This is a genomic window from Shinella zoogloeoides (assembly GCF_020883495.1).
In the GTDB taxonomy this organism is placed as follows: Bacteria; Pseudomonadota; Alphaproteobacteria; order Rhizobiales; family Rhizobiaceae; genus Shinella; species Shinella zoogloeoides.
In genome coordinates this window covers 3,441,440-3,467,584 of the sequence record NZ_CP086610.1, presented here as the reverse complement: position 1 = coordinate 3,467,584, position 26,145 = coordinate 3,441,440, and the positions used below count along the sequence as shown (strand labels likewise).

The window sequence follows — 26,145 nt, the reverse complement described above, 5'->3', positions numbered from 1 at the left end:
CGTCCCTGTTACTGCTGCGGCATGGCCGGACGGAAATCGCCCGGCTCCAGCCGCGTCTCGATATGCGGAACCATCGTGCCGCGGGCGACACAATAGAGATCGCTGCATCCGGTGATGCGAAAACCCGCCTTCTCCTGAACCCTGAGCGAAGCCGGGTTGTCGGCGAAGACGCCGGAATGGATGTCCGTGCCGGGCATGCGCGTCAGGAACCGGGCCGTTGCCGCATGCACCGCCTCGGTCATGTAACCGCGCCGCCAGTAGAAGCGGTTCAGCCAGTAGCCGAGACGCCATTCCCCGCCGAGCCACTCGAAGGCGACGCAGCCGATATGCACGTCGTCGCCGGTGGTGATGGCGAAGGCCCAGTCCTCGTTGAGGTCGGTGGTGGCAATCGTGAGCCATTCGGCCGCATCCTGCCGGTCATAGGGGGCGGGCGCCCGCGCCAGCATGCGCGAGACCTCGAAATCGCCGAGCGACTGGGCAATGGCGTCCGCATCGGACATGCGGTGCGGGCGCAGGGTGAGGCGCGCCGTCCTGATGGTCGGGCAGGGGCCGGGACCGGTGACGCGCGCGCGTTCCCTCTGGGTCTGCATGACGTTCATCGCATGCCTCCCCAGCTCTTCAGCGAAACCCAGGTCTTGCGGTCGAGCCGGTACCATTCGACGGGAACCATGCCGCCGACGGCAAGGCTCTGCACCATGCCGGTCGCCTGGAACTGGAAGCCGCACTTCTGGATGACCCGGCGCGAGGGAATGTTCATGACCCGGCAGCGCGCGTCGATCTGCTCGACGTCGCGGGTGCGGAAGACCATGTCGATCAGCGCATGGGCCGCCTCGGTGGCATAGCCCTCGTTCCAGTAGGGTTCGCCCAGCCAGTAGCCGAGCTCGACCGTGCGTCCGTCCTCGTGCGGTTCGATCCCGCAGCAGCCGAGGAAGGCACCGTTGTCGGCTTTCGTAATGGCATAGACGCACTTGCCAATCGTGCCGGCGCGTGTGCGTCGCACGAAATCGGCGGCATCCGCGACCGTGTACGGGTGCGGCATGCGGGCGACCATGTTGGCGATGTTGGCGTTGTTGGCAAGATGGGCAAGGGCGTCGATGTCGTCTTCGTGCGGGGCTCTCATGACGAGCCGCGGCGACAGCAAGATCGGGCAATCGGTCCTCGACCGTTCAGGCCTCAGCCTTTCCTTGGGAGACCGCGATTGGTCTTCCCGCAACAATTCGGTCTGCATGGTTCGTTCCTCCAGAACGGAAAAAGGGAGACAAGGACTTGCCTCATCTCCCTTTTTTCCTGCAGGTCCGAAACCTGTAGCGTCAGCCGGGTCGATGAGACGCCGGCTGTTTTAGAGCGCTACCGGCTTATTCCGCTGCTTCCGCTTTCGGCATTACAGACACGTAGACGCGACCGTTGGCCTTCGTACGGAAATTCACATTGCCAGCCGTAAGGGCGAAGATCGTGTGATCCTTGCCGAGGCCGACATTGGCGCCGGGATGCCACTGCGTGCCGCGCTGGCGAACGATAATGTTGCCTGCGAGGACAGCTTCGCCGCCAAACTTCTTCACGCCGAGGCGCTTGGACTGGGAATCGCGACCGTTGCGCGAGGAGCCGCCAGCTTTTTTGTGTGCCATGGGAGTTCTCCTTTACCTGTCCGGATTATTCGGCTGCTGCAACGGCTTCGGCTTCAGACTTCTTGGAAGCCTTCTTTGCCTTGCCGCCGGCTGCCGCGATCTCGACGATACGGACAGTCGTGTTGTGCTGGCGATGGCCGCGCGAGCGCTTCGAGTTCTGGCGGCGGCGCTTCTTGAAGGCGATAACCTTCTTGCCACGGCCATGCTCGACGACTTCGGCGGTCACGACGGCGCCTTCGACGAAGGGCGCACCGATCGTGGCATCGGCGCCGACGCCGACCATCAGCACTTCGGTGAATTCGATCTTCGCACCAGCTTCGCCGGACAGCTTTTCAACCGTCAGGACGTCGTTGGCGGCCACGCGGTACTGCTTACCGCCGGTCTTGATGACTGCGAACATTTTATATCCTTTCATGTTCGTGCCGGCTCTTTACCCTTGGGGCAAGGCCGTCTTTTTGTCAGTCGCTACGAATGGCGAGGCATTGGCGCACCGCCGGTTTGTTCGGTTCCGGCCGGCACATCCCGCAAATACGAGGCGGCACGACACAAAGAACCTTCGTCGCGGCACAGGTAGGACCTATGCCACTGCACCTTGCGCAATAGGTGAGGCGATGAAAACTGTCAAGGAGATTTCCGTCACCGTTGCAATTAGATGCATTCTACCCCCTTGCAACCCCACCCGACACCCGCTATGTACCGCCCGCGCTTCAAGCGCCGACCGACATCCGGAGAGGTGGCAGAGTGGTCGAATGCACCGCACTCGAAATGCGGCATACCTGCAAGGGTATCGTGGGTTCGAATCCCACCCTCTCCGCCACACTCAAATGCTGAATCCGTCCAAGGGCCCCGATTGGGGCCTTTTTTCTTTTTGTTTCAAAGGGCGTTGGCAGGGCCGTCCGCCCTTCGGAGACCGGGCGCTTGACGTAGAATGGGTCTCCGAATGGCCTGCGTCTCTCTTCGAGCGCCCCTCGACGGCCACAGGACGGCGCAAAACATCCTCGCATTTCCAATGGGTTGCCGGGTTCATGGGGTCGCCCCGTTCGCGAGATAATCCGGTGACGGAGACCGACACGAAGGCGCAGGGCGGTCAGAAGGACGGCCCCGTGGCGGCCGATCAACCGGGCCGGTGCGCTGGTGCATGGGCCGGCGACAGCAGCAAGATCCCTGCCGGAAGTCTCTGATGACAAACAGACTTCGCGCCCATAGCCTGGCGCAATGTCGAACGGGCCCTGGACGGATGAAGAGAATGACCTCATCGTCGCGGATTACTTCGCGATGCTGGCCGATGACATCTCCGGGCGCCGCTACAGCAAGGCTGAACACCGCCGCGCACTCCTCCCGCTCCTGAACGACCGGTCCGAGGGGTCCGTCGAGTTCAAGCACCAGAATATCAGCGCGGTGCTGAAGGGGCTCGGCGAGGACTGGATCCCCGGTTACAAGCCCGCGTTCAACTTCCAGATGACCTTGGTGGATGCCGTGGCGCGGTGGCTGGCGCTGAACCCGGCCTGGCTCGGGCGCCAACCTGGCCTGCAACCCGCAGGCGGTTTGCGCGAGGCGGCGCAGATCTGGGTGGGTCCGCCGCCGACGCTGTCGAACCAGCCGCCGCCGCAAGAACTTGAGCAGATGCTGCACATCGCCCGCAAGTTCGACGTGGCGGGCCGGGACGAGCGCAACCGGGCCCTCGGGCGCGCGGGCGAGGAGCATTTGTTGGCGCATGAGCGCGCGGCATTGCGGACGGCAGGACGTGACGATCTGGCGCGCAAGGTGCGCTGGGTGTCGGAGGAGGATGGCGACGGCGCGGGCTACGACATTGCGAGTTTCGCTCCGGACGGGTTCCCGCGGCTGATCGAGGTCAAGACGACGAACGGATGGGAGCGCACGCCCTTCCACATCACCCGCAACGAGCTGGCCGTGGCCGAGGAGCGCCGGTCGGAATGGCGCCTGTTCCGGCTGTGGAATTTCTCACGCGAGCCGAAGGCATTCGAACTGCACCCGCCGCTGGACGCGCATGTCTCGCTGTCCGCGACGACGTTTCAGGCGAGCTTTCACTGAGGCTCAGTCGAACACCTGCCCCGGCTGTTCGTGCCATGGCAGGGCCGCGACGTCGGTCAGTTTCAACAGGGTCACGGCGGGCACCTCGCGCTTGTAGACCAGTCGCTTGAGGACACCTGGCGCGAGATAGGCGAGCCGCAGCTGTCGGCTGACATGGCGTTCGGCAAGCCCCACGGCTTTCGCCAGATCGGTGACCGTGTTGAATTCGCCAGCCTCCATCCGCCGCCGCCAGCCCCACGCCCGACCAATGGCGCGCAGGATATGCGGATCCTGCGTTCGGTCTTCGCTGGGCAGATAGGTGGCGGGCGGCATGATCTTCGGCCGCCCGTTCTGCTTGCGAACCTTGAGCGGCACGAAGATCTGGATGGACTCGTCGGGTTTCATCATTCCGCCGCCACCTTCTTTCGTGGCGCCATCATGTCGCGCATGACGCCCGAGACGCCGTCGGTCCGGACATCGATCACCAGCCCCTCGGACGTGACGGTGACCCGGCGCACCAGCAACTGTACGATCCGGGTCTGCTCCGCAGGGAACAGCTGGGCCCAGACGTCATCGAACGTCTGCAGCGCGGAGATCACGTCGGCCTCGGCGAAGACGTGACCCTCGCGCGCCAAGTGGGCGATGACCTGCGCCGTGATCGAGGGCGCGCGCATCACCCGCCGCAACTCGGTCACCACGGCCGCTTCCACGAGGTCGGCAGGAAGACGGCGCGGGATGCCTTCATCGCTGGGTTCGCGGTTTTTGATGACGTCCATCGAGACGTAGTACCGGTATCGCCGCGCGCCCTTCTTCGTGCTGCTCGGGGTCATGGCGGAGCCCGTGGCCGTGAAGATCAGCCCCTTGAGCAGCGCTGGCGCCTGCGCGCGGGTGTTGTTGGCGCGCTTTCGCGGATTCTGCCGCAAGATTGCATGGACCTGATCCCACAGCTGCTCGTCGATGATGGCCTGATGCTCGCCGGGATAGGCCTTGCCCTTGTGGACCGCCTCGCCGCGATAGACGCGGTTCATCAGCACCCTGTAGAGGTATCCCTTGTCGACCAAGGTGCCCTGCTTGTTGCGGAGCCCTTTGCGGCGCAGTTCGCGGGCCAGCACGGTCGCTGATCCGACCTCGACGAACCTCTCGAAGATGCCCCGCACGGTGGCAGCCTCGTCTTCATTCACCACGAGCTTGCGGTCCTTCACATCGTACCCGAGCGGGACATAGCCGCCCATCCACATGCCCTTCATGCGGGAGGCGCGGACCTTGTCCCGGATGCGCTCGGCCGTGACCTCGCGCTCGAACTGCGCGAAGCTGAGCAGGATATTCAGCGTCAGGCGCCCCATGGACGTGGTGGTGTTGAAGGACTGCGTGACCGACACGAAAGTCACGCCGTTGCGGTCGAAGACCTCGACCAGCTTCGAGAAGTCCATCAGCGACCTCGACAGGCGGTCGATCTTGTAGACGACCACCACATCGATCAGGCCGTCCTCAATGTCGGCCAGAAGCTGCTTGAGGCCGGGCCGTTCCAGCGTCCCGCCCGAGATGCCGCCGTCGTCATACTGATCGCGGACCAGCACCCAGCCCTCGGAGCGTTGGCTGGCGATGTAGGCCTCGCAGGCCTCTCGTTGGGCGTGCAGGCTGTTGAACTCCTGCTCCAGCCCTTCCTCGGACGACTTGCGCGTGTAGATAGCGCAGCGCTGGCGGCGGACGGGATTTGGACGCTGATCCATCAATCATTCCCCCGCTTTCGTTCGCGCAACCCGAAGAAGCGGTAGCCATTCCAGCGCGTCCCGGTGATCGCCCGCGCAATCGCGGACAAGGATTTGTACGGTCGCCCTTGCCACTCGAATCCGTCCCGCAAGACCGTGATCGTGTGCTCTACCCCGTTCCATTCTCGGATCAGCCTCGTGCCGACCACGGGATTGCGAGGATCGGCGATCTGGCTCTTGCGTGTCAGGGTGCCGCCGACCTCGTCGGCTAGCAGGTCCAGCATGCGCCGGGTTTCGCGATCAGGACCGCCATAAGTCAGTTCCTGGATGCGGTAGGCCAACCGGCTCTCGAGGAACGCCCGACTATTGTTTGGCGCCGCCGTGGCAAAGATCGTCTGCCACTCCGCCTTCAACTGGGTGACGGACATGGACTTCAGCGCGGCCAGGCGCGCGGGGATGGGATCGGGCTTCGTCATGCGTTTCTCCGGTGAGTTGGAGTTGCATGACGGCATTGGTCGTCGGGATAGTGTAGGCAACGTTCTCCAGTATTGTCAGATACTTCGCGTCCATCCTGCCCGAGCAGCCGAACCAGCCCGAGCGCCAGCAGGCCGCAGAGTTCGGCGCGGCGCTCGGAGGCGGTCATCTGGTCGGGAGGGAGCGGGTTCGGGCGTTTCATGTCTCGGCAGCCGTGTTCGGTGGTGTCGTTACCGATCAAAAGCCACCCAGCCGCCCCCGACGGGACATCTCAGCTGAACGAGATGAGTGAATGCGAACAGGAAGGGAACATCAGGGCTTGCCGATCACGGATTTGTCCATGATCATCGGGAGTTGAATCAAGCGAGAGCAGTTGTTCGATGAGGTGAGTTCATGCCGTGCAAAGCAAGCCCGATCGGTCCCCGTATTTCGGCGCTGATCGAGGACGCGCGCGTGAATCTTGCCCTAACGATTCTCTCGGCCCGGGAGGGTGGTGTTAGTCAACTCGGCCCCCTGAGGCGACGTCGCGGTGTCGAGCCCCGAGCTAGGCACTACGGTCGCGATCTATAGTTCAGCTCAGTATTTTCGGAGATTTATATGGTACGCGCCCCGGCCAGAACTTGCCCCAATCTTTCTCGGCTATTCGACGATGCAGAGCCGGAACTGCTGTCCGGATTCCTCAAGAGCAAGGCTTTCGAGAGGCTGAGCTGGCTTGGGCCCTACAGGTTCGACCCCGAGAATCCGGACGGTCCGTCGGTTGCCAGAAATATGCTGCCCCAGGAAAAGAAGGACCGGCTGGGGCCTCTCGAAGCTGAAGCTGCCCGGATCGTCACAATCGCAAGCGACCGTGGCGAGTATGTCCTCGAAGGTCTCGCCAAGACCACGCTCGAACCCGAGCGCGCCAAGGAACTTCTGAACCGGCGGGACAAGCTCGCGCGAAGCCTGTGGGCTTACGCCAACGAACACGGCTTGTTTGAAGCGGCGGAGAACAGCCTGCACCTGCGTCTCTACCGGCGCTACGACAAGCACTACCAGACCTTCATGGCCGAGCCTTCGGTCGATGGGGGCCCCGACGCCGGCAGTGCATTGCTCGACGAGCTTCTGGTCGACCTCAACAAGCGTCTCGATCGCGGCGACGGCTACAGCATCGACAAGTTCGACATCCCCGAGGACGGCGATGAACCGGCGGCGGAGATGTACCTGCTGTTCCATCCCGATCCCCCCACGAGCGTTCGGGAGATCGATGACGATGGCAATCGGTCGAGCATCTATTTCCGCCCGCCTGGAGAGGCGATGATCGTCTATACGCCATCGACTGGGCGGGTCCATGTCCGCGCAGGCAACCGAAAGCTCAGGCACACAGTTGCCGAACGCTTCATCGAGACTGCCCTCGAGCAGACTTACTCCAACCAGCCCGTCGACTTTCAGGCCTACGACATTTCGCAGTTCCTGCAGGGGCTCGATCTTGAACCGCCGGAACTTGACGACGTGGTGATCGACCGCGCGCAGGTGATCCGCGCTGACATCAGCATCGGCAATCTCGCCAACCGCCTCTCGCTTTCCACCACGATCGACCAGGACATCTCAGAGATCATCGACAGCCATCCGGGCCTTCCGAGGATCTTCGAGCGGGCGCTCGCAATCCGCTTCGTCGAGATTGCGGTCCGGTATTTCCGCGCGGGACGAGATGAGGCGCAAACCCTCAACTTCACGCTCACCGACCGCAACACGAGCAGCCTTCTCAGCATCGACGACCCTTTCGAGCGCGTTCTGGGGCATCGCTTGCTCAGACACTGGAACATCCTCCGTGATGGCCGTGCACCGGGCGATGAGGAGAGCATGGCTGTCATGCCCGCCTTGCTGGCCATATGGGATATCGGAGCTGACAGGGTCACCGGCGCATGGCTCCAATCTCGCGGTGTCGATCCTGGCCTGCTGAACGATCTGGGCTTCCTCGTGCCGGCCGGCTGGGAAGGCGACGACCTGATCGACGATGAAGACGAGGTCGGCCCGGTGGCAGCCGAAGTGGTCGTTCGTATCGAGAAGGGAGATGCGGAGGAAGAAGACCGTAAGGTGGCCGACCTCAAGGTCACTGAGGGACAGGCGACGTCTGCGGGCAACCCGGATCGCTACAGGATCTATCGGGTGCGTGACGGCTGGGTCGCGCAACACCTGAAGGAAAGTCTCGAAAAGGCGCTCGATGCGCCCGCCATCGAGAAGCTGACCGATCATCTCCTCTACCTTGGAACGCTCAGTATCGATGGCGGCGATGTTCCGATCTACCTTGCGCGTGGTCTCGACCGGGAGAGGGTCCGGTCTGCCGTCGATACGGAACTTCGGGCGCGCCACAACCTCGGTATTGGACTGGTTCTGCAGGCCGGCACCGCTCCTGGACCGTGCCTGGCGGCCAATGTTCTGACGCCACTTGTTGATCAGATCGACACCAAGCAAGCCGAAATCGCGTTGGTCGCAGACAAGCTCCGGTCCGTGTTCCGGCGACATCGGATATTGGCCCGTGGAGGCATGACGGTCGGACTCACCCGTAGCGGCGATGATATCGCGACCCTCTTCGTGCCAGGGAAAGGCACCATCGACATCAAGGGCGAAAACCGCATCCAGATCATCCAGCGGCTGGTCGATGCCCACAACAACGGCCCGACGCCGATGTCGACCAAGGATCTTGTCAAGGGAATCGCTGAAGACCAGTCCCTGTCGAACATCTTCAAGCAGCCGCTGTGGGACAAGCTGAAGGCGAACTTTCTGAGAAGTCTTGGCGCCAAGGGGCCGTGGGAGATCGCAATCTGACAGCTGGCTCCGATCCGGCTCCGATTGGGGGGTCTGACGGGCTCCGATTCCTCAGGCCAATGGGAGTGCTCCATCGATCAGAGGAGCACTTCCATGCCGACTCCCTTCCCCTCGCGCCAGGCAGCCCCGACGAGCTGGTCCGGCACCGCGAAGACCAAGCCCACCAACCACAACTCGGAATGGCGCTGCACGCGCTGTGACAAGCTGCTCGGCGTCTGCCGGGACGGCCGCATGCACCTGCGCTTCGCGCGGGGGCACGAGTATCTCGTGGGCTTCCCGGTTCAGGCCACCTGCCGCGGCTGCGGCACGCTGAACAACGCGACCGCGCCCGCGCGCTGACGCGCGCATTCACCCAATCCCCTGAAATCGCAGAGACGCGCGACGTCCTGACCTGGCCACGAGAAGGCGCCGGACGCCTGGCCGCAAGGCAGGCGTCCAATGTCCTTCGCGTGGCACGAGATCCGTGATCACCTCATGCATTCATCCTCCAACCTTCACTTCCAGCGCAGTTTCGACGCCGTCCGGCGTGAACAGGCCGCCCTTTCGGCGTTCCGTGATCCGGCGGCCCTGCTGGACGGTCTGCATCGCACCCCCGGCGATCCGGACCGGAAGAACCGGATCCTCTCCGCGCTCGTCAGGGCGGCGCAGGGCGACGGTCCCGCGTTCAACTGCGCCCTGACGCTGCTGTTGCTGGCGCTCTGGCCCGGCCTCGACGCCATCCGCCGCCGGTCGCTCTGGCGCAGGCTCGGCACCGCCGACGAGATCGCGTCCGATGTTCTGGCGCGCACCACCGAGGCTGTCCGCGGCCTCGATCTCGGTCGCGTCAACTGGATCGCGGCCACGGTGCTGCGCAACGTCGAGCGCGACATGATCCGCATGCGCCAGCGCGACCAGACGCGCGAATATCTCGCCAGCGGCGCCGACCCCGACGAGGTGGCGGACAGCGGCGAAAGCGGGATCGGCGCGGCCGGGTACGCAAAGCTGAACGGCGCCATGCGGAAGCTGCTCGGCGACGACGCCCTCCTGGTGATCCGCGTGTCGATCGAGGGCTTCTCGCAGGCCGAGGTCGCCGTCGAACTGGGGCTGACCGAGGCGGCCGCCCGCAAGCGGTACCAGCGCGCCATGCGCCGGCTGCACGGCGCCCTCCAGGAAATCCCCTGAACCGATGTCCCGATCCGGTCCCGCCGGTGGCTTTTCCCATTCGAGCGCCCCGAGCGCCTTCCCTCCAACCGAAAGCAGACACGCATGAACCGCACTGCCGATCTGTCGCTCGAGGATTTCAGGCGTCTTCCGGGGCTCTATCGCCGCTGGGAACTGACCGAGGTCTGCGAGCCCAACCGCAACTATCAGATCGAGGACGCCGGCGCCCATGCCGACGGGACGCCGCTGCTGGCGATCTACGTCGCCGAGCCCGCGCCCGACGTCCGCGAGGCCGCGTGATGCGCCTCCTCGATCACCTCATCTCACGGAGAACCGCCATGCCGGACCAGCCGGACGACATCACCCGTCTTCGCGCGGCGAGCTACGCGCTCGAAGACCTCCCCGAAACCATCGCTCTCCCGCAGCGCGCCGGCGACGAGCCGCGCGAGCCGCTGCCGGTCGTCGAGGCGACCGTGGACGAGATCGCCTTCGCGATCGTGGAAGCGGAGCGTGAGAGCACGGCCGCCTACCGCCGCGCCGACGCGCTGAAGCGCCTCTACAAGCTCGCCCGCGAGGCGGGGTGCATCGGCGCCGACCGCGCCGCCACGGCGGTGATGAAGAAGGAGGGCCAGTGATGGCCCTTCCCATCATCGGCGCCGACGAACGGCTCGCGCAACGCAAGGGCATCAAGGGCGTCATCTTCGGCCGGTCCGGCATCGGCAAGACCAGCCTGCTCTGGACGCTGAACGCCTCGACCGCGCTCTTCCTCGACCTCGAGGCCGGGGATCTGGCGGTCGAGGGGCTGGAAATCGACACGCTCCGCCCCCGCACCTGGAAGGAATGCCGCGACTTCGCGGTGTTCATCGGCGGGCCGAACCCGGCGCTGCGCGAGGACCAGCCCTACAGCCAGGCGCATTTCGACGAGGTCTGCGGCCGATACGGCGATCCGGCGGTGATCGGGAAGTACGAGACCGTCTTCATCGACTCGATCACCGTGGCCGGGCGGCTCTGCTTCCAATGGTGCCGCGGCCAGCCCGAGGCGTTCTCCGAGAAGACCGGCAAGCCCGACATCCGTGGCGCCTACGGTCTGCATGGCCGCGAGATGATCGGCTGGCTGACCCACCTGCAGCACACGCGCGGCAAGCATGTCTGGTTCGTGGGCATCCTCGACGAGCGGCTCGACGACTTCAATCGCAAGGTCTTCCAGCCGCAGATCGACGGCTCGAAGACCGGGCTCGAACTGCCCGGGATCGTCGACCAGGTCATCACCATGGCCGACATCCCGGACCCGGGCGGCCAGCCGCAGCGCGCCTTCGTCTGCCAGACGCTGAACCCCTGGGGCTATCCGGCCAAGGACCGCTCCGGTCGCCTCGACAGGGTCGAGCCGCCGCATCTCGGCCGGCTGATGGAGAAGATCCAGCGTCCCGCGGCGCCAGCCTCCGAACGCCTGACCTGGCCGCCGGTGACGCCCACCGATCCCGCGCCCGCGCAGGCACCTGACCATGGCTGAGCGCATCTCGCCATGCCCCGTGTCCCGATCCGGTCGCCGGGGTGGCTTTTCTCCTCTGACGCCGCTGCGCGTCCCATCCTCCAACTGAAAGGAGCCGCGCAATGTCCGGACCCTGGAACGACTTCAACTCCGCCCAATCCAACACCAACGTCATCCCGAAGGGCACGCTCGCCAAGGTGCGCCTGACGCTCCGCCCGGGCGGCTTCGACGACCCCTCGCAGGGCTGGACCGGCGGCTGGGCGCGCCGCGCCGCCACCGGGGCCGTCTATCTCGACGCCGAATACACGGTGCTCGAGGGGCCCTATGCCCGGCGCAAGGTCTGGTCGCTGATCGGCCTCTACAGCCCGAAGGGCCCTGACTGGGCGAACATGGGGCGCGGCCTGATCCGCGGCATCCTCAACTCGGCGCGCGGCGTGTCCGACAAGGACAACTCGCCGGAGGCGCAGTCGCGCCGTCGCATCAACGGGTTCGGCGATCTCGACGGCGTCGAGTTCGTCGCCCGCATCGACATCGGCACTGACACCAACGGCGAGGACAAGAACGAGATCCGCGCTGCCGTCACGCCCGACCATCGCGACTACGCCGCGCTGATGGGCACGGTCGCGCCGCAGTTCGCCGCCGCCCCGGCGCAGGGCCACGCCCCGCAGCAGCCCACCACGGTCACCCAGCCCAGCCAGCCCGCGTCCGCCCCCAGCGCCGCCGGTCGGCCGAGCTGGGCGCAGTAAGGGGGAGACCGGCCATGCGCCTGCGCCCCCGCCAGAAGACCTTCGTCGAGCGCAGCGTGGCTGCGCTCGCCTCCCGCGGCAACACGCTGGGCGTGGCGCCCACGGGTGCTGGCAAGACCATCATGCTCTCGGCGGTCACCGGCGAGATGATCGGCGACGGCGCCAAGGCCTGCGTGCTGGCCCATCGCGACGAACTGACCGCGCAGAACCGCGCCAAGTTCCAGCGCGTGGTGCCAGGCGTCGCCACATCGGTCATCGACGCCACGGAGAAGTCCTGGGGTGGCCAGGTCGCCTTCGCCATGGTGCCGACGCTGGCGCGGGCCTCGAACCTCGCGGACATGCCGCGCCTCGACCTGCTGGTCGTGGATGAGGCGCACCATGCGGTCGCCGACAGCTATCGCCGCATCATCGACCGGGTGCGCGAGGCCAATCCCGACGCCCGGATCTTCGGGGTCACGGCGACGCCGAACCGTGGCGACAGGAAGGGCCTGCGCGAGGTCTTCGACAATGTCGCCGACCAGGTCCGGCTGGGCGAACTGATCGCCTCGGGCCACCTGGTGCCGCCGCGCACCTTCGTCATCGACGTGGGTGTGCAGGACGAGCTCCGCTCGGTCCGCAAGACGATGTCGGATTTCGACATGGCGGAGGTGGCGGGCATCATGGACCGCGCCCCCGTCACCGACGAGGTGATCCGCCACTGGAAGGAGAAGGCAGGCGACCGGCAGACCGTGGTGTTCTGCTCCACCGTCGCGCACGCCGAACACGTCACTGAGGCGTTCAGGGCAGCTGGCGTTTCCGCCGCGCTGATCCATGGCGACCTGGCGGCCGAGACCCGCAAGGCGATCCTCGCCGACTACGCCACGGGGGACATCCGCGTCGTGGTCAACGTGGCGGTGCTGACCGAGGGCTGGGACCATCCGCCCACCTCCTGCGTCGTGCTGCTGCGGCCCAGTTCCTACAAGTCCACCATGATCCAGATGGTCGGGCGCGGGCTGCGCACCGTCGATCCCGAGGAACACCCCGGCGTCGTCAAGACCGACTGCGTCGTGCTGGATTTCGGCACCTCGAGCCTGATCCACGGCACGCTGGAACAGGATGTCGATCTCGACGGCAAGACCGAAACCGGCGAGGCGCCGACAAAGACCTGTCCTGCCTGCGAGGCGGAGATCCCGCTGGCTGCCACAGAATGCCCGCTCTGCGGTGAGGCGTTCCCCCGCGAGGATCTGGATGCGGGCGAAGGCGGGGACGCCGCGCCGCTCTCGGGCTTCATGATGACGGAGATCGACCTGCTGAAGCGGTCCAGCTTCGCGTGGGTCGACCTTTACGGCACGGACGACGCGCTGATGGCCACGGGCTTCGCAGCCTGGGGCGGCATCTTCTGGCTGGGCGGGGTCTGGTACGCCATCGGCGGGGCGAAGGGCGAGCGCCCCCACCTGTTGGGTGTCGGTGAGCGCACCGTCTGCCTCGCGCAGGCCGACGACTGGCTGAACACTCATGAGACCGACGAGAGCGCCTTCAAGACCCGGTCCTGGCTGCGCCAGCCGCCGACCGAGAAGCAGCTGCAATACCTGCCGCCCGAGTGCCGCCATGACTTCGGCCTGACGCGCTACCGCGCCTCCGCGCTGATGACCTTCGGCTTCAACAAGCGCGCCATCCGCCAGCTGATCGACACGGCGGCCTCGCCCGAACGGAGGGCGGCATGACCCATGTCCTCCATCACCCCCATCACGGCCGAGGACCGGCGGCGGCTGTGGCATCCGCGTGGAACGCTCTGTGCTGTCTGCCGGCAACCCACCCGTGGCTTTGGCTGGTTCGATCCGCACCGAATGAGGCGGCCCCGGCCATCGGTCTGGTTCTGCTCGATGCCCTGCCAGTCCTTCTGGACGCACTTGGCCAGGGAGCGTTTCGCCATGGTTGACCTGACCGAGGAAGAGCGCGCCGCGATCACCGCCACCATGAAGCGCGTGGCGCTGCTGATGGACGAGATCGGCTGGGCCACTCCGCTTGCGGATCTGACCGAGGCGCAGGTGCGCGCACTGATCGAGGAGGCCGTCGAGGGCTTCCGCGAGGCCATGTCCGACATCGCCCGGGCGCAGACACCGGAGGTGCCGTTTTGACCAAGCTCTGCACGAAATGCGGCGTCAAGAAGGACGTCTGCGAGTTCGGACGCCGCCGGCTCAGTCCCGATGGTCGGCAGACCTGGTGCCGGGATTGCCGCCGGGAATACCAGCGTGCCTATGCGCAGAACTTCCGCAATCCCGAGAAGCATCGGGAGGCGCAGCGTCGCTATCGCCTGCGCCACGCCGAGAAATATCGGGCCCACAGCATCGTCAGGCGTGCCGTCAAGGCTTGTCGGATCGTCGTGCCGGTCTGGTGTCAGCGATGTGGCTGCGTGACCGACCTCGAAGCGCATCACCACGACTATGACGCGCCGCTCTCGGTCGAATGGCTCTGCTCGACCTGCCACGGGCTCGCCCACCGCAGCTACGAGGGAGGACAGCATGCTGGACTATAACCGCCGCCCCAGCTTCGCTGACCGGGTCAACGCCGCCATCGATCAGGCGCTCACCGCCGATCAGGCCATGCGGCCGCCCCGCGACTACCTCGGCGGCTCGCGCCTCGGCCATGCCTGCGAGCGCGCCTTGCAGTTCGAGTTCACGGCGACGCCGAAGGACGAGGGCCAGGACTTCAGCGGCCAGTCGCTGCGCATCTTCGCCATCGGCCATGCGCTCGAGGATCTGGCCGTCGCCTGGCTGCGCGGCGCGGGGTTTGATCTCTACACCCGGAAGGGCAACCGGCCCGATGGCGGCCAGTTCGGCTTTTCGGTCGCGGGCGGGCGCATCCGGGGCCATGTCGATGGCATCGTCGCCGCGGGCCCTGAGGGCTTCGGGCTCGCCGTTCCCGCGCTCTGGGAATGCAAGACGATGAACGCCAAGAACTGGCGCGCCTGCGTGAAGGACGGCGTCACGAAGTCGAAGCCGGTCTACGCCGCCCAGATCGCGGTCTATCAGGCCTACATGGAAACCAGCGTGCCCGGCATCAGCGCCGCGCCTGCCGTGTTTACCGCGATCAACAAGGACACGGCCGAGATGCACCATGAGCTGGTGCCTTTCGACGCCGATCTCGCGCAGCGCATGTCCGACCGGGGCGTGCGGATCCTGCAGGCGACCGATGCGGGCGAGTTGCTTCCGCGCGTCGCCACCACGCCCGACTACTTCGAATGCCGCTTCTGCCCGTGGTCCGAGCGCTGCTGGAGGCTTCCCGCATGAGCGACGACGGCATCCTGCACTTCAACCCGTGGATGGACTTCAACGACGGGCCACCGTCCGAGAACCCCTTCGGCTGCGACCCCGACCCCGAGCAGATCGCCGTCTTCCTCGATACCGTGTTCAGCTGGTGCGAGGGGCTGATCCCGCTCCGCGGCTTCGTCGACAAGGGTCAGGGCCGGGACGGCAAGCCCCACAACATCTGGATCCCGGCTGACGAGACCGCGACCGAGAAGCTCGCGACCTTCGCTGCATGGGCGAACCGCGAGGGCGCCGCCGTCTATGTCATCCCCGGCACGGTGGCCGAACAGGGTCAGGCCCGCGCCGCCGATGTGCTGCAGATGCAGGCCATCGTCGTCGATCTCGACGCAGGCGACATCCCGGCCAAGCTGGACCATGTCACCCGCCACCTCGGCACGCCCACGCTGATCATCGAGAGCGGTGGGCGGACGCCCGAGGGTGCGGCGAAGCTCCATGTCTGGTGGAAACTGACCGAGCCCGCCGAGGGCGACGACCTGGCCACCCTCTGCCGCCTGCGCGGCGAAATCGCGGTGAAGGTCGGCGGCGACACGCATTTCCGCTCGGCGCACCAGCCGATCCGGGTGCCAGGCACCGTCTATCACAAGCACGGCCATCAACGCCTCGTGCAGATCCGCGAAAGTCGTGACGTCGAGGTGGATCTTGCCGATTTCGCCGAAAAGGTCGCCGAGATGCCGCCGCTGCCGGGCGTAGGCTTCGCCAGCGACGTTGCCGCGCCGGCCAAGCCCGGCATCGACGCGGTGCTCACCACGCCGGTGCGCGAAGGCGCGGTCGACGACTGGTCCCGGTTCCAGGGAGCCAGCGCCGCCATCGGCCACTACGTGCGCCTGGTGCACGAGGGCCGCCTCGACCCGTTCGCGGGCTGGGAGGCGATCTGCGGCTACAACGCCGCCATGCTGCGCCCGTCCTGGCCGCTCGATCGGCTGATGGTCGAGTCCGAACGCCTCTGGGAGCTGCATGTGAAGCGCAACGGCCCGCCGCTCCTGCGCGCGGCCCATGTCGGTGCCCCGGCCAGCCCGCTGCCGACCTTCAGCCTTGGCGCGCTCCTCGACGACACGAGCCCGATGCCCGAGGACATCATCGGCCCCCGGGTGCTGACCCCGGGCGGGCTCCTGGTGATGGGGGGCGCGCCGAAGGTCGGCAAGAGCGACTTCCTGATCTCATGGCTCGTGCACATGGCGGCTGGCGTGCCGTTCCTCGGCTTCACGCCACCCCGGCCGCTGCGCGTTTTCTACCTGCAGGCCGAGATCCAGTATCACTACCTGCGCGAACGCATGCAGCAGATCGCGCTGCCCGCCGCCGTGATCGCCGCCGCGCGCGACACCTTCATCGCCACCCCGAAACTGAAGCTGCTGCTCGACGCGGAGGGCATCGCCCGCGTGGCCGCGGCGATCAGGGCCGCATTCCCCGACGCGCCGCCCGACATCATCGTCATCGACCCGATCCGCAATCTCTTCGACGGCGGCCCCGAGGGGGGCGGCGAGAACGACAACACCGCCATGATGTTCTTCCTGAAGGACCGGGTGGAGCTCCTGCGCGAGGCGGTCAATCCGGATGCGGGCGTCATCCTCGCTCACCACACGCGCAAGGCCACCAAGCACCAGGTCAAGGACGATCCCTTCCTCGCGCTCTCCGGCGCCAGCGCGCTGCGCGGCTTCTATACCTCGGGGCTGCTCATGCACCGGCCAGACGAGGACAGCAGCGTCCGCAAGCTGGAGATCGAGCTGCGCAACGGCCCCGCGCTGCCAGGCAAGCTCATCGACAAGGTGAAGGGCGAGTGGGTCGAACTGAACCCGTTGAACGAGCGCCTGGTGCGCAAGGAGGTCGGCGCCAAACTCGATGCCGAGCGGCTGCGCAAGCATGATGTCATCCTCGGCATGTTGCTTGATGAGGCGGCAAGCGAGCGCCTCTACACCGCCATGCAGTTCGCCGAGACCTTCGAGAACCGGGGCGGTCTGGGCAGCAAGCATACCATCCGCGAGCGCCTCAGCGTGCTGTCGACCAAGGGCTTCGTGAAGTTCCTGCGCGACCCCTCGGGGTTCGGCTTCCCCGTCACCCGGTCGCGGTTCGGCTACCTCTGCGTCGAGGGTATGCAGTTCGGCGCGCCCGTCGAGGAGGTCGATCCGGACACCGGCGAGGTCACCACAACCGCCCGTCCGGTCCTGCCCAGCCACTTCAAATGCCCCCAATCCGGGCTCTGCTTGCAGGTCGAAAACCCCGCCGTCTGGGTCTACCCGGAGGGGCTCGAAGACGACCTCACTCATATGAGTGAGGCCTGACTCATATGACAGCGCCAACTGTGCACTCAATGAAATCAACGGGTTACGGGCAAATAAGAGTTAGGTCCCTGACTCATGCCCGAAGACTTCGTGAAGTCTTATTCCGCAATGATTTCAGCCACTTGTCCTCCCCGGAACAGTTAGGTGTCAAACCCCCATACTACGTATGGGAGGGCCACCCAACAGGGTTGGCCACTCCTCCCATACGTCCGGGCCAGCCGCGCGCGCCGCCGTGACGGTCTGTTGTGCTTCCCGATCCGACGACGGCGGCCCCGTACCGCCAAGCACCAGACCGCCGTCGTCTTCCACCACCACAGGCCACCGGCAAAGGAGACCCATCATGGCTCAGCCGACTCTGATCCCGAATTGCGACGGCGCAAGGTTTGAATCGCTGCCGCTCGACACACCCCGCAACCGCTGCATCCTCGCGCTCGACCTCGGCACCTCGACCGGCTGGGCGATCCGCGGCCACGACGGTCTGATCACCAGCGGGACCGTCTCGCTGCGGCCGGGCCGCTTCGACGGCGGCGGCATGCGCTACCTGCGCTTCACCAACTGGCTGACCGAGATCGACCGGCTGTCCGGTCCAGTCGCCGCGATCTGGTTCGAGGAAGTCCGCCGCCACGCAGGCACCGACGCCAGCCACATCTACGGCGGGCTCATGGCCACGCTGACCGCATGGGCCGAGCTGCGCGGCGTGCCCTACGAGGGCGTCCCGGTCGGCACGATAAAGCGCCATGCCGCTGGCAAGGGCAATGCCGACAAGGCCGCCATGGTCGCCGCCGTCCGCGCCCGCGGCTTCAGCCCGGCCGACGACAACGAGGCCGACGCCATCGCCATCCTGCTCTGGGCGATCGAGACGAAGGGAGGTGTCGCATGAGATGGCATCCCCATGGCTACGGCGGCCGACGCCGGGATCCCGAACAGGTCAAGCGCGAGGGCTGGCAGGAACAGGGCGTCCTCGCGGTCTCCGCCGATGACGACCGCCTCACCTGGCCCGAGCGTGAACTGGTCCGCCAGCTCGGCGAGAAGCTCTATGGCCCGCGCCCTTCCGACAGGGAGGCGCGTCATGGCTGATCGGGAATGGACCGCCGACTGCGTCGCCGATCATTTCGAGGAGGCGTTCCGTACCCTGCGCAAGCTGCCGCCGGTGAAGGCGCTGGGCTACTTCAACACCTGGCCCGACATTGTGCGCACCAGCCGCGAGATCGCGGCGATGGAGCCGCAGCCGATGCGGGTCTGGCCCTCGGCCGCCGCGATCACCCGGCTCGAGCAGACCTTCGACTGGGTGCTCTGGATCGAGGAGGCGGAGCGCAAGCTGGTCTGGTCTCGTGCCGCCCGCGTGCCGTGGAAGCAGATCAGCGGCGAACTGGGGTGCGACCGCACGACCGCATGGCGGCGTTGGCAGTTGGCGCTGACCAAGATCGCTGCGCGCCTGAATGCGCAGTGACTCCAATGTGTTGCAACACTTTTTCCTTCGACATCTGCAACATGATCGTGCTATTCCGAAGGCAAGATGGGGAGAGTGCGCTGGAAGGCTCGCTCTCCCTTTTGCGTTGACAGGGGCCTTCTGGACCCCGGCATCCAGCAAGGGTCCGGCCGGGGTCCAGCCCACGGCAGTTTCCGGTTCCTTCCTGGGCGTTTTCGTATGCTGGCGGGCGAAGCGCGGAAGATCGCCAGCGACAGGGCCGGATTTTTGGGAAGCCACCCGGAAGCCGGCGCCCCGCGCGCCCCGCGCAAACACCAATGAACGCTGGTCTTCCGACCTGACACCGCTGGTGGCCGCTGGACCCCGCTTGGAGTCCAGCCCGGCATCCGGAGTCCGGAAGTCACCGGCATCCACCCGACCGAGGAACCTTGCCCACCATGACGCTGAGCTTCGCCCCGGATGCGATCGAGACGTGGCCGCTGTCGCGCCTCCAGCCCTACGCGAAGAACGCGAAAGCGCATGGCGCGGACCAGGTCGCGAAGATCGCCGCCAGCATGGCCGAGTTCGGCTGGACCGTGCCGTGCCTCGTGGGCGAGGACGGGGAACTGATCGCGGGGCACGGGCGCGTGCTGGCCGCTACGCAGTTGGGGCTGACCGAAGCGCCGGTGATCGTACTCGGGCATCTGACCGAGGCGCAGCGGCGGGCGTACCGCATCGCGGACAACAAGCTGACCGAACTAGGCACCTGGGACGAGGCGCTGCTTTCGGCGGAACTGAACGACCTCTTGGCCGAGGATTTCGACCTGTCGCTGGTCGGCTTCTCGGATGGCGAGTTGGACAAGCTGCTGGCCTTCGTGCCGGAGGGGGACGGTGAAGAAGGTGGCGCCGGGGGCTCCGTGCCGCCGGTGACCATCCCCGAACCGCCGCGCAATCCGGCCTCGCGCACGGGCGACCTCTGGATCCTTGGTGACCACCGGTTGCTTTGCGGGGACAGCACGAACCATGACGACGTGCGCCGCCTGATGAACGGCGAGCGCGCCGTGCTGTTCGCGACCGATCCGCCGTATCTCGTCGACTATGACGGCTCGAACCATCCGACCCGCAACAAGGATTGGTCCGCCTCCTATGGCACGACCTGGGACGACAGCTCTCAGGGCGCGGAACTCTACGACGGGTTTATCGCCGCCGCCGTCGCCGAGGCGATCACCGAGGACGCGGCCTGGTACTGCTGGCACGCCTCCCGCCGCCAGGCGATGCTCGAGGCCTGCTGGGAGAAGGCGGGTGCCTTCGTCCATCAGCAGATCATCTGGGTGAAGGACCGCGGGGTTCTGACCCGCTCCCATTACCTCTGGAAACACGAGCCCTGCTTCATGGGCTGGCGCCGCCCGAACCGCCCGCCGAAGGTGGCAGAGCAGACGCTGCCATCGACCTGGGAGATGCCGTCTTTCGCCAAGGACGAGCGCCCCGATCACCCGACCCCGAAACCACTGGACGCGTTCGGGATCCCGATGCGCCAGCATGTGGCGCGGGGCGGCCTCTGCTACGAGCCCTTTTCGGGCTCGGGTTCGCAGATCATGGCGGGCCAAGCGAATGGCCGCCGGGTCTTCGCGATGGAGATCAGCCCGGCCTATGTCGACGTTGCCGTCGAACGCTGGCAGGCCGAGACCGGCCGCGACGCGATCCTCGACGGTGACGGTCGGACCTTCGCGCAGGTGAGGACCGAGCGGCTGGGCGACGATGCCGAAGCCCCCGCCGATCCCCCGGCTACGGACGCCGCCCCCGAACCCGCGCGAAAGCGCAAGACCGCCGCGTGACATGCATGACCTGGCTTTACCTTCCTCCGGACGCGCTTTCGGAGCCGGAGACGCATGCCTCTTCGGCCTCTCCATCTGCTCCGGCGCGGGCGGTCTCGACCTCGGGCTCGCCATCGCCATCCCCGGATATCGTGCTGTGGGCCATGTCGAACGGGAAACCTACGCCGCAGCCACTCTCGTGGCGCGGATGGAGGACGCGTCCCTGGATCGAGCGCCTGTCTGGGACGACGTTGGAACCTTCGACGGCCGCCCGTGGCGCGGCGCGGTGGACATCGTCACTGCGGGCTATCCGTGCCAGCCGTTCTCGGTCGCGGGCAAGCGCCGGGGCGCGGACGATCCGCGGCACCTCTGGCCGCATGTCGCCCGCGTCATCGGCGAGGTCCGGCCGCCCTTCGTCTTCCTCGAGAACGTCGCCCATCATCTCCGCCTCGGCTTCCCCGAAGTCGCCGCAGGACTGGTCGGCATGGGCTACCGCCTTGCGGCAGGCCTCTTTACGGCGGCGGAAGTCGGCGCGCCCCACAAGCGGGAGCGGCTGTTCATCCTCGCCATCCGCGAGGGGGACGAGCTGGCCGACCCCGCGCGCCTGCTCTGGTACCCGGTCGAGTGGAGGGAACCGGACGGAACTGCTGCGGCTCTGGCCGACGCCGAGGGCCAGCGCCAACGAGAACCGGCAAACGAAACCGACGCCATCGCAGGCTGCGGTCCAGCACGGCATGAACCTCGCGACGATAGCCGCGATGTGGCCGACGCCGCAGATCGACAGCTTCCGCAACCGGGGTGGCGACAGGCGCGACGAGAAGGGTCTGGACCGGATGGCGCGGGACTGGCCGACGCCGATGGCGAACGACGGATGCAAGCCGAGCGCGGGCAACCGGCGGACAGCAGACCTGACCCATGCAGCCGGGATGTGGATGACGCCGACGGCGCGCGATCACAAGGACGGGGCGACGAGCCTCGCGAACACCCCGGTGAACGGCCTGCTTGGCCGCCAGGTCCTGGTGACGCCGCTGGCTGGGAGCGATACCTGCGAGCCGCGCCGGACCTTGAACCCGCTGTTCGTCGAGGCGCTGATGGGCTGGCCCACCGGGTGGACCGGCTTCGCCTCTGTGGCAACGGCGTGGTCCCGCTGGTTGCAGCGCATGCGCTGCGAACTCTCGCGGCTGAATTGCTGGCCGATGGATGAGGCGGCGACATGAAGCAGACCCGCCTCATGTCGCTGGTCGAGTCCGTCGCCAACGTGATCGTCGGCTACGGCGTCGCGGTCGTGACGCAGATCCTGATCTTCCCGGTCTTCGGGCTGCACACGACTCTGGCGCAGAACCTGAAGATGGGCGCGGTGTTCACGGTGGTGAGCATCGCGCGGTCCTACGTCCTGCGGCGACTGTTCGAACGGCTGCGGCGGGCCTGATGCGGCTGCTGGCGGATCGGCTATCCCGCTGGTAGCATTGGTGCATGTCCGAAGGCTGGCAACATATCGAGATCAACGATCACGGGACCATCGTCGTCCTGCGTCCGATTTCGGACGAGGGTCGGAACTGGTTCGCGGAGCATGTCGGCGAACCGGAAGCTGGTGGCATCTACACCTGCGAGCCACGCATGGCGCAAGATATCCTTCAAGCAGCCGCCCGCGATCTGCTCTCGTGGCAATGAGAAACCGCCGCCCAGTCGGGGCGGCGGCCTGAGTTCTTGTGCGTGCGATCAGGCTGCCGGAAGCCGATAGACCCGCCCCCGGTTCTCGACCTTCTCCGAGGTCACTTCGAGCCCGAGCTTCTTCTTCAGGGCCCCGGCCATCGCGCCGCGCACCGTGTGCGACTGCCAGCCAGTCGCGGCCATGATCTCCTCGATGGTCGCGCCGTCCGGCGCGCGCAGCATGGCGATCAGGGTCGCCTGCTTGGTGCCCTCGCGCGGCGTGCGCGCCTTGGGCGTGGTCTCGGTGCCGGTGGCGGCCTCCGGCGCTGGCTCCTCTGTCGGCGCGTCAGTCGCGCCCACAGGCGCGGGGTTCGCGTCCTCGGTCTCGATGCCGATGGCGGCGAACCCTGCGGCGGTGGCGACCAGTGTGACTCCATGGCCGTCGCCGCTCTCGCGCCAGACGGGTTCGCCCTTGCGCATGTCGGCGTCGACCTCCTGCAGGAAGCCCTTGGCGAGCAGCGCGCCGACCACCTTGGCGGCGGCGCCGCCGCGCAGGCTCTCGGGCAGCGGCAGGGCAATGCGCTCGGGCCGCTGGGCGGCGGCGCTCAGGATCATGGCTTGGGTGTCGGAAAGCTTGGTCATGGGGTCGGCTCCGTATTCGGGCTCGCGTCATGCGGCGCCTTCTACGACCCCGAGCCACGCAGGGCGCGCGGCGGGAGTTCCGGCAGTGCCGGAGATCAGCGAGCGTGCTCGCCCTCGCCGAAGGCGCTGTCGGTGATGCGCTTCAGGAGGCTGGCGTAGTGTTCGAGGGTGCCGACCATGGCCCAGCCCGCCTCGTCGGGGGCGCAGTTGAAATGGTCGTCGCTGAGCGCCTGCAGGCGGGCGAGCATCTCGTCGATCTCGGCCTTCTTGCCGATGAAGGCCGCGAGCGCGGCTTCCTTGTTCCGGCGCACCTTCTCGGCGCGGAGTTCGTGGCGCGGGGTGGTGATCGGGTTCAGGCGGGTGGTCATCGTGGTGGCTCCGTGGTGAGTTGCATCGTCCTTGTGGGATGGACGTTCGCTCCGGTGGCGCCGCTTATCAACTCGATAAGCACATGAATCTGAATGATAATCGGAGCCGTCGATGCAGGGCATGAGCGAGCGCCAGTACGCCGCGCATGTCGGGCTGTCGCGGGGCGCGATCCAGAAGGCCAAGGCCGCCGAGCGGCTGGTCCTCTATCCCGACGGCAGCATCAACGCGGCCGCCAGCGACGCCAGACGTGCCGAGACGACCGACCCGTCCAAGACCCGCAAGCCGCCCGCGCCGAAGCTCAAGCCGGTGCCCGAGGCGGCGGTGGCAGCTGTCGGCGACACGCTCCGCGAACAGGGTCTGGCGGTGCCGGCGGTCGGCGGCGGCACGACCTTCCTGCAGGCGAAGACCGCGAACGAGGTGCTGAAGGCGCAGGAACGGCGCATCAGGCTCCAGAAGCTGAAGGGGGAGTTGATCGAGCGGGCCCGCGCGCTGGCGCTGGTGTTCCGGCTGGCGCGGGAGGAACGGGACGCATGGGTGAACTGGCCCGCGCGTGCGGCGGCGCTGATGGCGGCCGAGCTCTCGGCCTCGTGCAGCGACGCGACAGGCCAGCAGATCACCGTGGAGCCAGCCGCGATGCAGAAGGTCCTGGAGAAACATGTACGCGCCCACCTCGACGAACTCGCCGAGGTCCGGCCCGACTTCCGATGATGATGATGGCCTGACGGACTTCGACGGCGCGGGCGAGATCCTGCGCGCCTGGGGCAACGGGCTGCGGCCTGATCCGGACCTGACCGTCTCGGAATGGGCGGACCGGCACCGGATGCTGTCGGGCCGCGCCTCGGCCGAGCCGGGGCGGTATCGCACGGTGCGCACGCCCTATATGCGCGAGATCATGGACCGGCTGTCGCCCGGCGATCCCACCCAGCGGATCGTGTTCATGAAGGCGGCGCAGGTCGGCGCGACCGAGGCGGGCAACAACTGGATCGGGTTCGCCATCCACCAGGCGCCCGGCCCGATGCTGGCGGTCCAGCCGACGGTGGAACTCGCAAAGCGCAACTCGCGCCAGCGGATCGACCCGCTGATCGACGAGAGCCCCGAGCTGCGGGAGCGGGTCAAACCGGCCCGGTCGCGGGACGCCGGCAACACCATGCTGTCCAAGGAGTTCGCGGGCGGCATCCTGATCATGACGGGGGCAAACTCGGCGGTCGGGCTGCGGTCCACCCCGGCGCGATACATCTTTCTCGACGAGGTTGACGCCTATCCGGCCTCGGCCGACGAGGAAGGCGATCCGGTCACGCTGGCGGAGGCGCGGTCGCTGACCTTCGCCCATCGGCGCAAGGTGCTGCTGGTCTCGACGCCCACCATCCGGGGGCTGTCGCGCATCGAACGGGAATATGAGGCGTCCGACCAGCGCCGGTTCTTCGTGCCGTGCCCGCATTGCGGCGCGATGCAGTGGCTGAAGTTCGACCGGCTGCGCTGGCAGAAGGGCCGCCCGGAGACGGCGGAATATCACTGCGAGGGCTGCGACACGCCCATCGCGGAGCACCACAAGACGGCGATGCTGGAGGGTGGCGAATGGCGGGCGACCGCCACGGCCGCCGATCCAACCACGGTCGGGTATCACCTCTCGGCGCTCTACTCGCCGATCGGCTGGCTGAGCTGGGAGCGGATCGTGCGGGCATGGGACGCGGCTCAGGGGTCGGACGAGGCGATCAAGGCATTCCGCAACACCATCCTCGGCGAGACATGGGTCGAAACCGGGGAAGCCCCGGACTGGCAGCGGCTCTACGACCGTCGCGAGCGCTGGACATCCGGCACCGTGCCTGCGGGCGGGCTGTTCCTGACCGCCGGAGCCGATGTCCAGAAGGACCGGATCGAGGTCGATGTCTGGGCTTGGGGTCGCGGACTGGAAAGCTGGCTCGTCGATCACGTCGTGATCGAGGGCGGACCGGACCGGCACGACGCGTGGTCGGAACTGACCGCGCTGCTGGACCGGTCCTGGCTGCACGAGCGCGGCGCCCATCTGCGGATCGCGCGGCTCGCGATCGACACGGGCTACGAGGCCCCGGCGGTCTATTCCTGGACGCGGGCGCAGGGGTTTGGGCAGGTGTCGCCGGTGAAGGGCGTCGAGGGGTTCAACCGTTCCAGCCCGGTGTCGGGGCCGACCTTCGTCGACGCGACCGAGGGCGGGAAACGCCTGCGGCGCGGGGCCCGGCTCTGGACCGTGGCGGTCTCGACCTTCAAGGCCGAGACCTACCGCTTCCTGCGGCTGGCGCGGCCGACCGAGGAGGAGATGGCCGACGGGGCGGCGTTCCCGCCCGGCTCGGTGCATCTGCCGCATTGGGTCGAGAACGAATGGCTGAAGCAGTTCGTCGCCGAACAGCTGGTGACGGTGCGTACCAAGCGCGGCTTCGCCCGGCTGGAATGGCAGAAGCTGCGCGAGCGGAACGAAGCGCTGGATTGCCGAGTCTATGCCCGCGCTGCCGCCTGGATCGCGGGCGCGGATCGCTGGCCCGAGGAGAAATGGCGCGACCTCGAGGATCAGCTCGGGCCCGCCCCCACCAACACCGATCCCGCCGGACAGATCAACCGGCCGGGACAGGCCCCGCAGGGCAAGCGCCGCTCCGACTGGCTCGGGCGGCGCGGAGGATGGTTCTGA

General features: G+C 66.9%; 30 protein-coding genes, 1 tRNA gene and 2 pseudogenes. 24 read left to right on the top strand and 9 right to left on the bottom strand.

The features are described from left to right. Positions 1-8: 8 nt before the first annotated feature. From K8M09_RS17065 to rplU, 4 genes and pseudogenes are all read right to left on the bottom strand, one after another. Complete coding sequence (locus tag K8M09_RS17065) at positions 9-599, bottom strand: GNAT family N-acetyltransferase (protein WP_160786213.1); 591 nt, start codon at positions 597-599, stop codon at positions 9-11. Next, positions 596-1,228 carry a GNAT family N-acetyltransferase gene (locus tag K8M09_RS17060; RefSeq protein ID WP_160786214.1) on the bottom strand — a complete coding sequence of 211 codons (633 nt, stop codon included), beginning with the start codon at positions 1,226-1,228 and terminating at the stop codon, positions 596-598. The genes K8M09_RS17065 and K8M09_RS17060 overlap by 4 nt, the downstream gene beginning before the upstream one ends. A 127-nt stretch (positions 1,229-1,355) precedes the next feature. After that, positions 1,356-1,625, bottom strand: a complete 270-nt coding sequence (gene rpmA, locus K8M09_RS17055) for a 50S ribosomal protein L27 (RefSeq protein ID WP_119257900.1) — start codon at positions 1,623-1,625, stop codon at positions 1,356-1,358. Between the two features lie 88 nt (positions 1,626-1,713). Next, a pseudogene (gene rplU / locus K8M09_RS17050) lies at positions 1,714-2,025 on the bottom strand (50S ribosomal protein L21); the annotation flags it as partial. A 327-nt stretch (positions 2,026-2,352) separates the two neighbouring features. Between rplU and K8M09_RS17045 the strand changes: the two are divergent. Both K8M09_RS17045 and K8M09_RS17040 read left to right on the top strand, forming a co-directional pair. Continuing rightward, a tRNA-Ser gene (locus K8M09_RS17045) sits at positions 2,353-2,442 on the top strand. Between the two features lie 398 nt (positions 2,443-2,840). Then, a complete protein-coding gene (locus K8M09_RS17040; protein ID WP_160786215.1) occupies positions 2,841-3,677 on the top strand; it encodes a DUF3883 domain-containing protein in 837 nt (278 codons plus the stop codon). Between the two features lie 3 nt (positions 3,678-3,680). On the opposite strand, the gene K8M09_RS17035 is transcribed toward K8M09_RS17040, so the two are convergent. Genes K8M09_RS17035 through K8M09_RS17025 form a run of 3 tightly spaced genes read right to left on the bottom strand, consistent with a single transcriptional unit; the run spans position 3,681 to position 5,841 of the window. Continuing rightward, the gene (locus tag K8M09_RS17035) at positions 3,681-4,064 is read right to left on the bottom strand and encodes a hypothetical protein (RefSeq protein WP_160786216.1); all 384 of its coding nucleotides are present in this window, start codon (positions 4,062-4,064) and stop codon (positions 3,681-3,683) included. After that, positions 4,061-5,386, bottom strand: a complete 1,326-nt coding sequence (locus K8M09_RS17030) for a recombinase family protein (RefSeq protein ID WP_160786217.1) — start codon at positions 5,384-5,386, stop codon at positions 4,061-4,063. Before K8M09_RS17030 ends, K8M09_RS17035 begins: the two co-directional genes overlap by 4 nt. Further along, positions 5,386-5,841 (bottom strand): DUF2924 domain-containing protein, encoded by a 456-nt coding sequence (locus K8M09_RS17025; RefSeq protein ID WP_036732847.1) that lies wholly within the window; start codon positions 5,839-5,841, stop codon positions 5,386-5,388. Before K8M09_RS17025 ends, K8M09_RS17030 begins: the two co-directional genes overlap by 1 nt. 595 nt (positions 5,842-6,436) lie before the next feature. Between K8M09_RS17025 and K8M09_RS17020 the strand changes: the two genes are divergently transcribed. The 20 genes and pseudogenes from K8M09_RS17020 (at position 6,437) to K8M09_RS16925 (ending at position 22,496) form a co-directional block, all read left to right on the top strand. Further along, complete coding sequence (locus tag K8M09_RS17020) at positions 6,437-8,644, top strand: hypothetical protein (RefSeq protein WP_160786218.1); 2,208 nt, start codon at positions 6,437-6,439, stop codon at positions 8,642-8,644. A 93-nt stretch (positions 8,645-8,737) separates the two neighbouring features. Continuing rightward, the gene (locus K8M09_RS17015; protein ID WP_036732858.1) at positions 8,738-8,983 is read left to right on the top strand and encodes a hypothetical protein; all 246 of its coding nucleotides are present in this window, start codon (positions 8,738-8,740) and stop codon (positions 8,981-8,983) included. Positions 8,984-9,082: 99 nt separating this feature from the next. Then, complete coding sequence (locus tag K8M09_RS17010; RefSeq protein ID WP_160786219.1) at positions 9,083-9,805, top strand: RNA polymerase sigma factor; 723 nt, start codon at positions 9,083-9,085, stop codon at positions 9,803-9,805. A gap of 84 nt (positions 9,806-9,889) precedes the next feature. Continuing rightward, positions 9,890-10,084, top strand: a complete 195-nt coding sequence (locus tag K8M09_RS17005; protein WP_018303655.1) for a hypothetical protein — start codon at positions 9,890-9,892, stop codon at positions 10,082-10,084. A gap of 38 nt (positions 10,085-10,122) precedes the next feature. Continuing rightward, positions 10,123-10,419, top strand: coding sequence for a hypothetical protein (locus K8M09_RS17000; protein ID WP_160786220.1), 297 nt, complete (start codon positions 10,123-10,125; stop codon positions 10,417-10,419). Beyond that, entirely contained in the window at positions 10,419-11,294 is an 876-nt protein-coding gene (locus K8M09_RS16995; protein WP_160786221.1) for an ATP-binding protein, read from the top strand. Before K8M09_RS17000 ends, K8M09_RS16995 begins: the two co-directional genes overlap by 1 nt. A gap of 101 nt (positions 11,295-11,395) precedes the next feature. Then, positions 11,396-12,019 carry a hypothetical protein gene (locus tag K8M09_RS16990; RefSeq protein WP_160786222.1) on the top strand — a complete coding sequence of 208 codons (624 nt, stop codon included), beginning with the start codon at positions 11,396-11,398 and terminating at the stop codon, positions 12,017-12,019. Positions 12,020-12,033: 14 nt separating this feature from the next. Next, complete coding sequence (locus K8M09_RS16985; RefSeq protein ID WP_160786223.1) at positions 12,034-13,722, top strand: DEAD/DEAH box helicase; 1,689 nt, start codon at positions 12,034-12,036, stop codon at positions 13,720-13,722. A 207-nt stretch (positions 13,723-13,929) separates the two neighbouring features. Continuing rightward, complete coding sequence (locus K8M09_RS16980; protein ID WP_045683641.1) at positions 13,930-14,136, top strand: DUF6511 domain-containing protein; 207 nt, start codon at positions 13,930-13,932, stop codon at positions 14,134-14,136. Then, positions 14,133-14,534 carry a hypothetical protein gene (locus tag K8M09_RS16975; RefSeq protein WP_139206505.1) on the top strand — a complete coding sequence of 134 codons (402 nt, stop codon included), beginning with the start codon at positions 14,133-14,135 and terminating at the stop codon, positions 14,532-14,534. The genes K8M09_RS16980 and K8M09_RS16975 overlap by 4 nt, the downstream gene beginning before the upstream one ends. Beyond that, positions 14,521-15,288 (top strand): PD-(D/E)XK nuclease family protein, encoded by a 768-nt coding sequence (locus K8M09_RS16970; protein ID WP_160786224.1) that lies wholly within the window; start codon positions 14,521-14,523, stop codon positions 15,286-15,288. The genes K8M09_RS16975 and K8M09_RS16970 overlap by 14 nt, the downstream gene beginning before the upstream one ends. Continuing rightward, positions 15,285-17,603 (top strand): AAA family ATPase, encoded by a 2,319-nt coding sequence (locus K8M09_RS16965; RefSeq protein WP_206366672.1) that lies wholly within the window; start codon positions 15,285-15,287, stop codon positions 17,601-17,603. Before K8M09_RS16970 ends, K8M09_RS16965 begins: the two co-directional genes overlap by 4 nt. A gap of 340 nt (positions 17,604-17,943) precedes the next feature. Beyond that, on the top strand, positions 17,944-18,483 hold the full coding sequence (locus tag K8M09_RS16960) for a hypothetical protein (RefSeq protein WP_229341962.1): 540 nt from the start codon (positions 17,944-17,946) through the stop codon (positions 18,481-18,483). Beyond that, on the top strand, positions 18,480-18,680 hold the full coding sequence (locus tag K8M09_RS16955) for a hypothetical protein (RefSeq protein WP_028720215.1): 201 nt from the start codon (positions 18,480-18,482) through the stop codon (positions 18,678-18,680). The genes K8M09_RS16960 and K8M09_RS16955 overlap by 4 nt, the downstream gene beginning before the upstream one ends. Beyond that, entirely contained in the window at positions 18,673-19,053 is a 381-nt protein-coding gene (locus K8M09_RS16950; RefSeq protein ID WP_160786226.1) for a DUF6362 family protein, read from the top strand. The genes K8M09_RS16955 and K8M09_RS16950 overlap by 8 nt, the downstream gene beginning before the upstream one ends. Before the next feature lie 416 nt (positions 19,054-19,469). Beyond that, on the top strand, positions 19,470-20,846 hold the full coding sequence (locus tag K8M09_RS16945) for a site-specific DNA-methyltransferase (protein WP_160786227.1): 1,377 nt from the start codon (positions 19,470-19,472) through the stop codon (positions 20,844-20,846). Further along, positions 20,770-21,357 (top strand): annotated as a pseudogene (locus tag K8M09_RS16940) (DNA cytosine methyltransferase); the annotation flags it as partial. The gene K8M09_RS16945 and the pseudogene K8M09_RS16940, both read left to right, overlap by 77 nt. A gap of 202 nt (positions 21,358-21,559) precedes the next feature. Beyond that, a complete protein-coding gene (locus tag K8M09_RS16935) occupies positions 21,560-22,042 on the top strand; it encodes a hypothetical protein (RefSeq protein WP_229342431.1) in 483 nt (160 codons plus the stop codon). Next, complete coding sequence (locus tag K8M09_RS16930) at positions 22,039-22,254, top strand: DUF7220 family protein (RefSeq protein ID WP_160786229.1); 216 nt, start codon at positions 22,039-22,041, stop codon at positions 22,252-22,254. The genes K8M09_RS16935 and K8M09_RS16930 overlap by 4 nt, the downstream gene beginning before the upstream one ends. Before the next feature lie 44 nt (positions 22,255-22,298). Beyond that, positions 22,299-22,496, top strand: coding sequence for a hypothetical protein (locus tag K8M09_RS16925; RefSeq protein WP_160786230.1), 198 nt, complete (start codon positions 22,299-22,301; stop codon positions 22,494-22,496). Positions 22,497-22,544: 48 nt separating this feature from the next. Here K8M09_RS16925 and K8M09_RS16920 read toward each other — a convergent pair whose 3' ends face one another. Both K8M09_RS16920 and K8M09_RS16915 read right to left on the bottom strand, forming a co-directional pair. After that, on the bottom strand, positions 22,545-23,117 hold the full coding sequence (locus K8M09_RS16920) for a DUF3489 domain-containing protein (protein ID WP_160786231.1): 573 nt from the start codon (positions 23,115-23,117) through the stop codon (positions 22,545-22,547). A gap of 95 nt (positions 23,118-23,212) precedes the next feature. Then, positions 23,213-23,485 (bottom strand): hypothetical protein, encoded by a 273-nt coding sequence (locus K8M09_RS16915; RefSeq protein ID WP_160786232.1) that lies wholly within the window; start codon positions 23,483-23,485, stop codon positions 23,213-23,215. 112 nt (positions 23,486-23,597) lie between these two features. Between K8M09_RS16915 and K8M09_RS16910 the strand changes: the two genes are divergently transcribed. Both K8M09_RS16910 and K8M09_RS16905 read left to right on the top strand, forming a co-directional pair. Next, complete coding sequence (locus K8M09_RS16910) at positions 23,598-24,194, top strand: hypothetical protein (RefSeq protein ID WP_160786233.1); 597 nt, start codon at positions 23,598-23,600, stop codon at positions 24,192-24,194. Then, positions 24,142-26,145 (top strand): phage terminase large subunit family protein, encoded by a 2,004-nt coding sequence (locus K8M09_RS16905; protein ID WP_160786234.1) that lies wholly within the window; start codon positions 24,142-24,144, stop codon positions 26,143-26,145. The genes K8M09_RS16910 and K8M09_RS16905 overlap by 53 nt, the downstream gene beginning before the upstream one ends.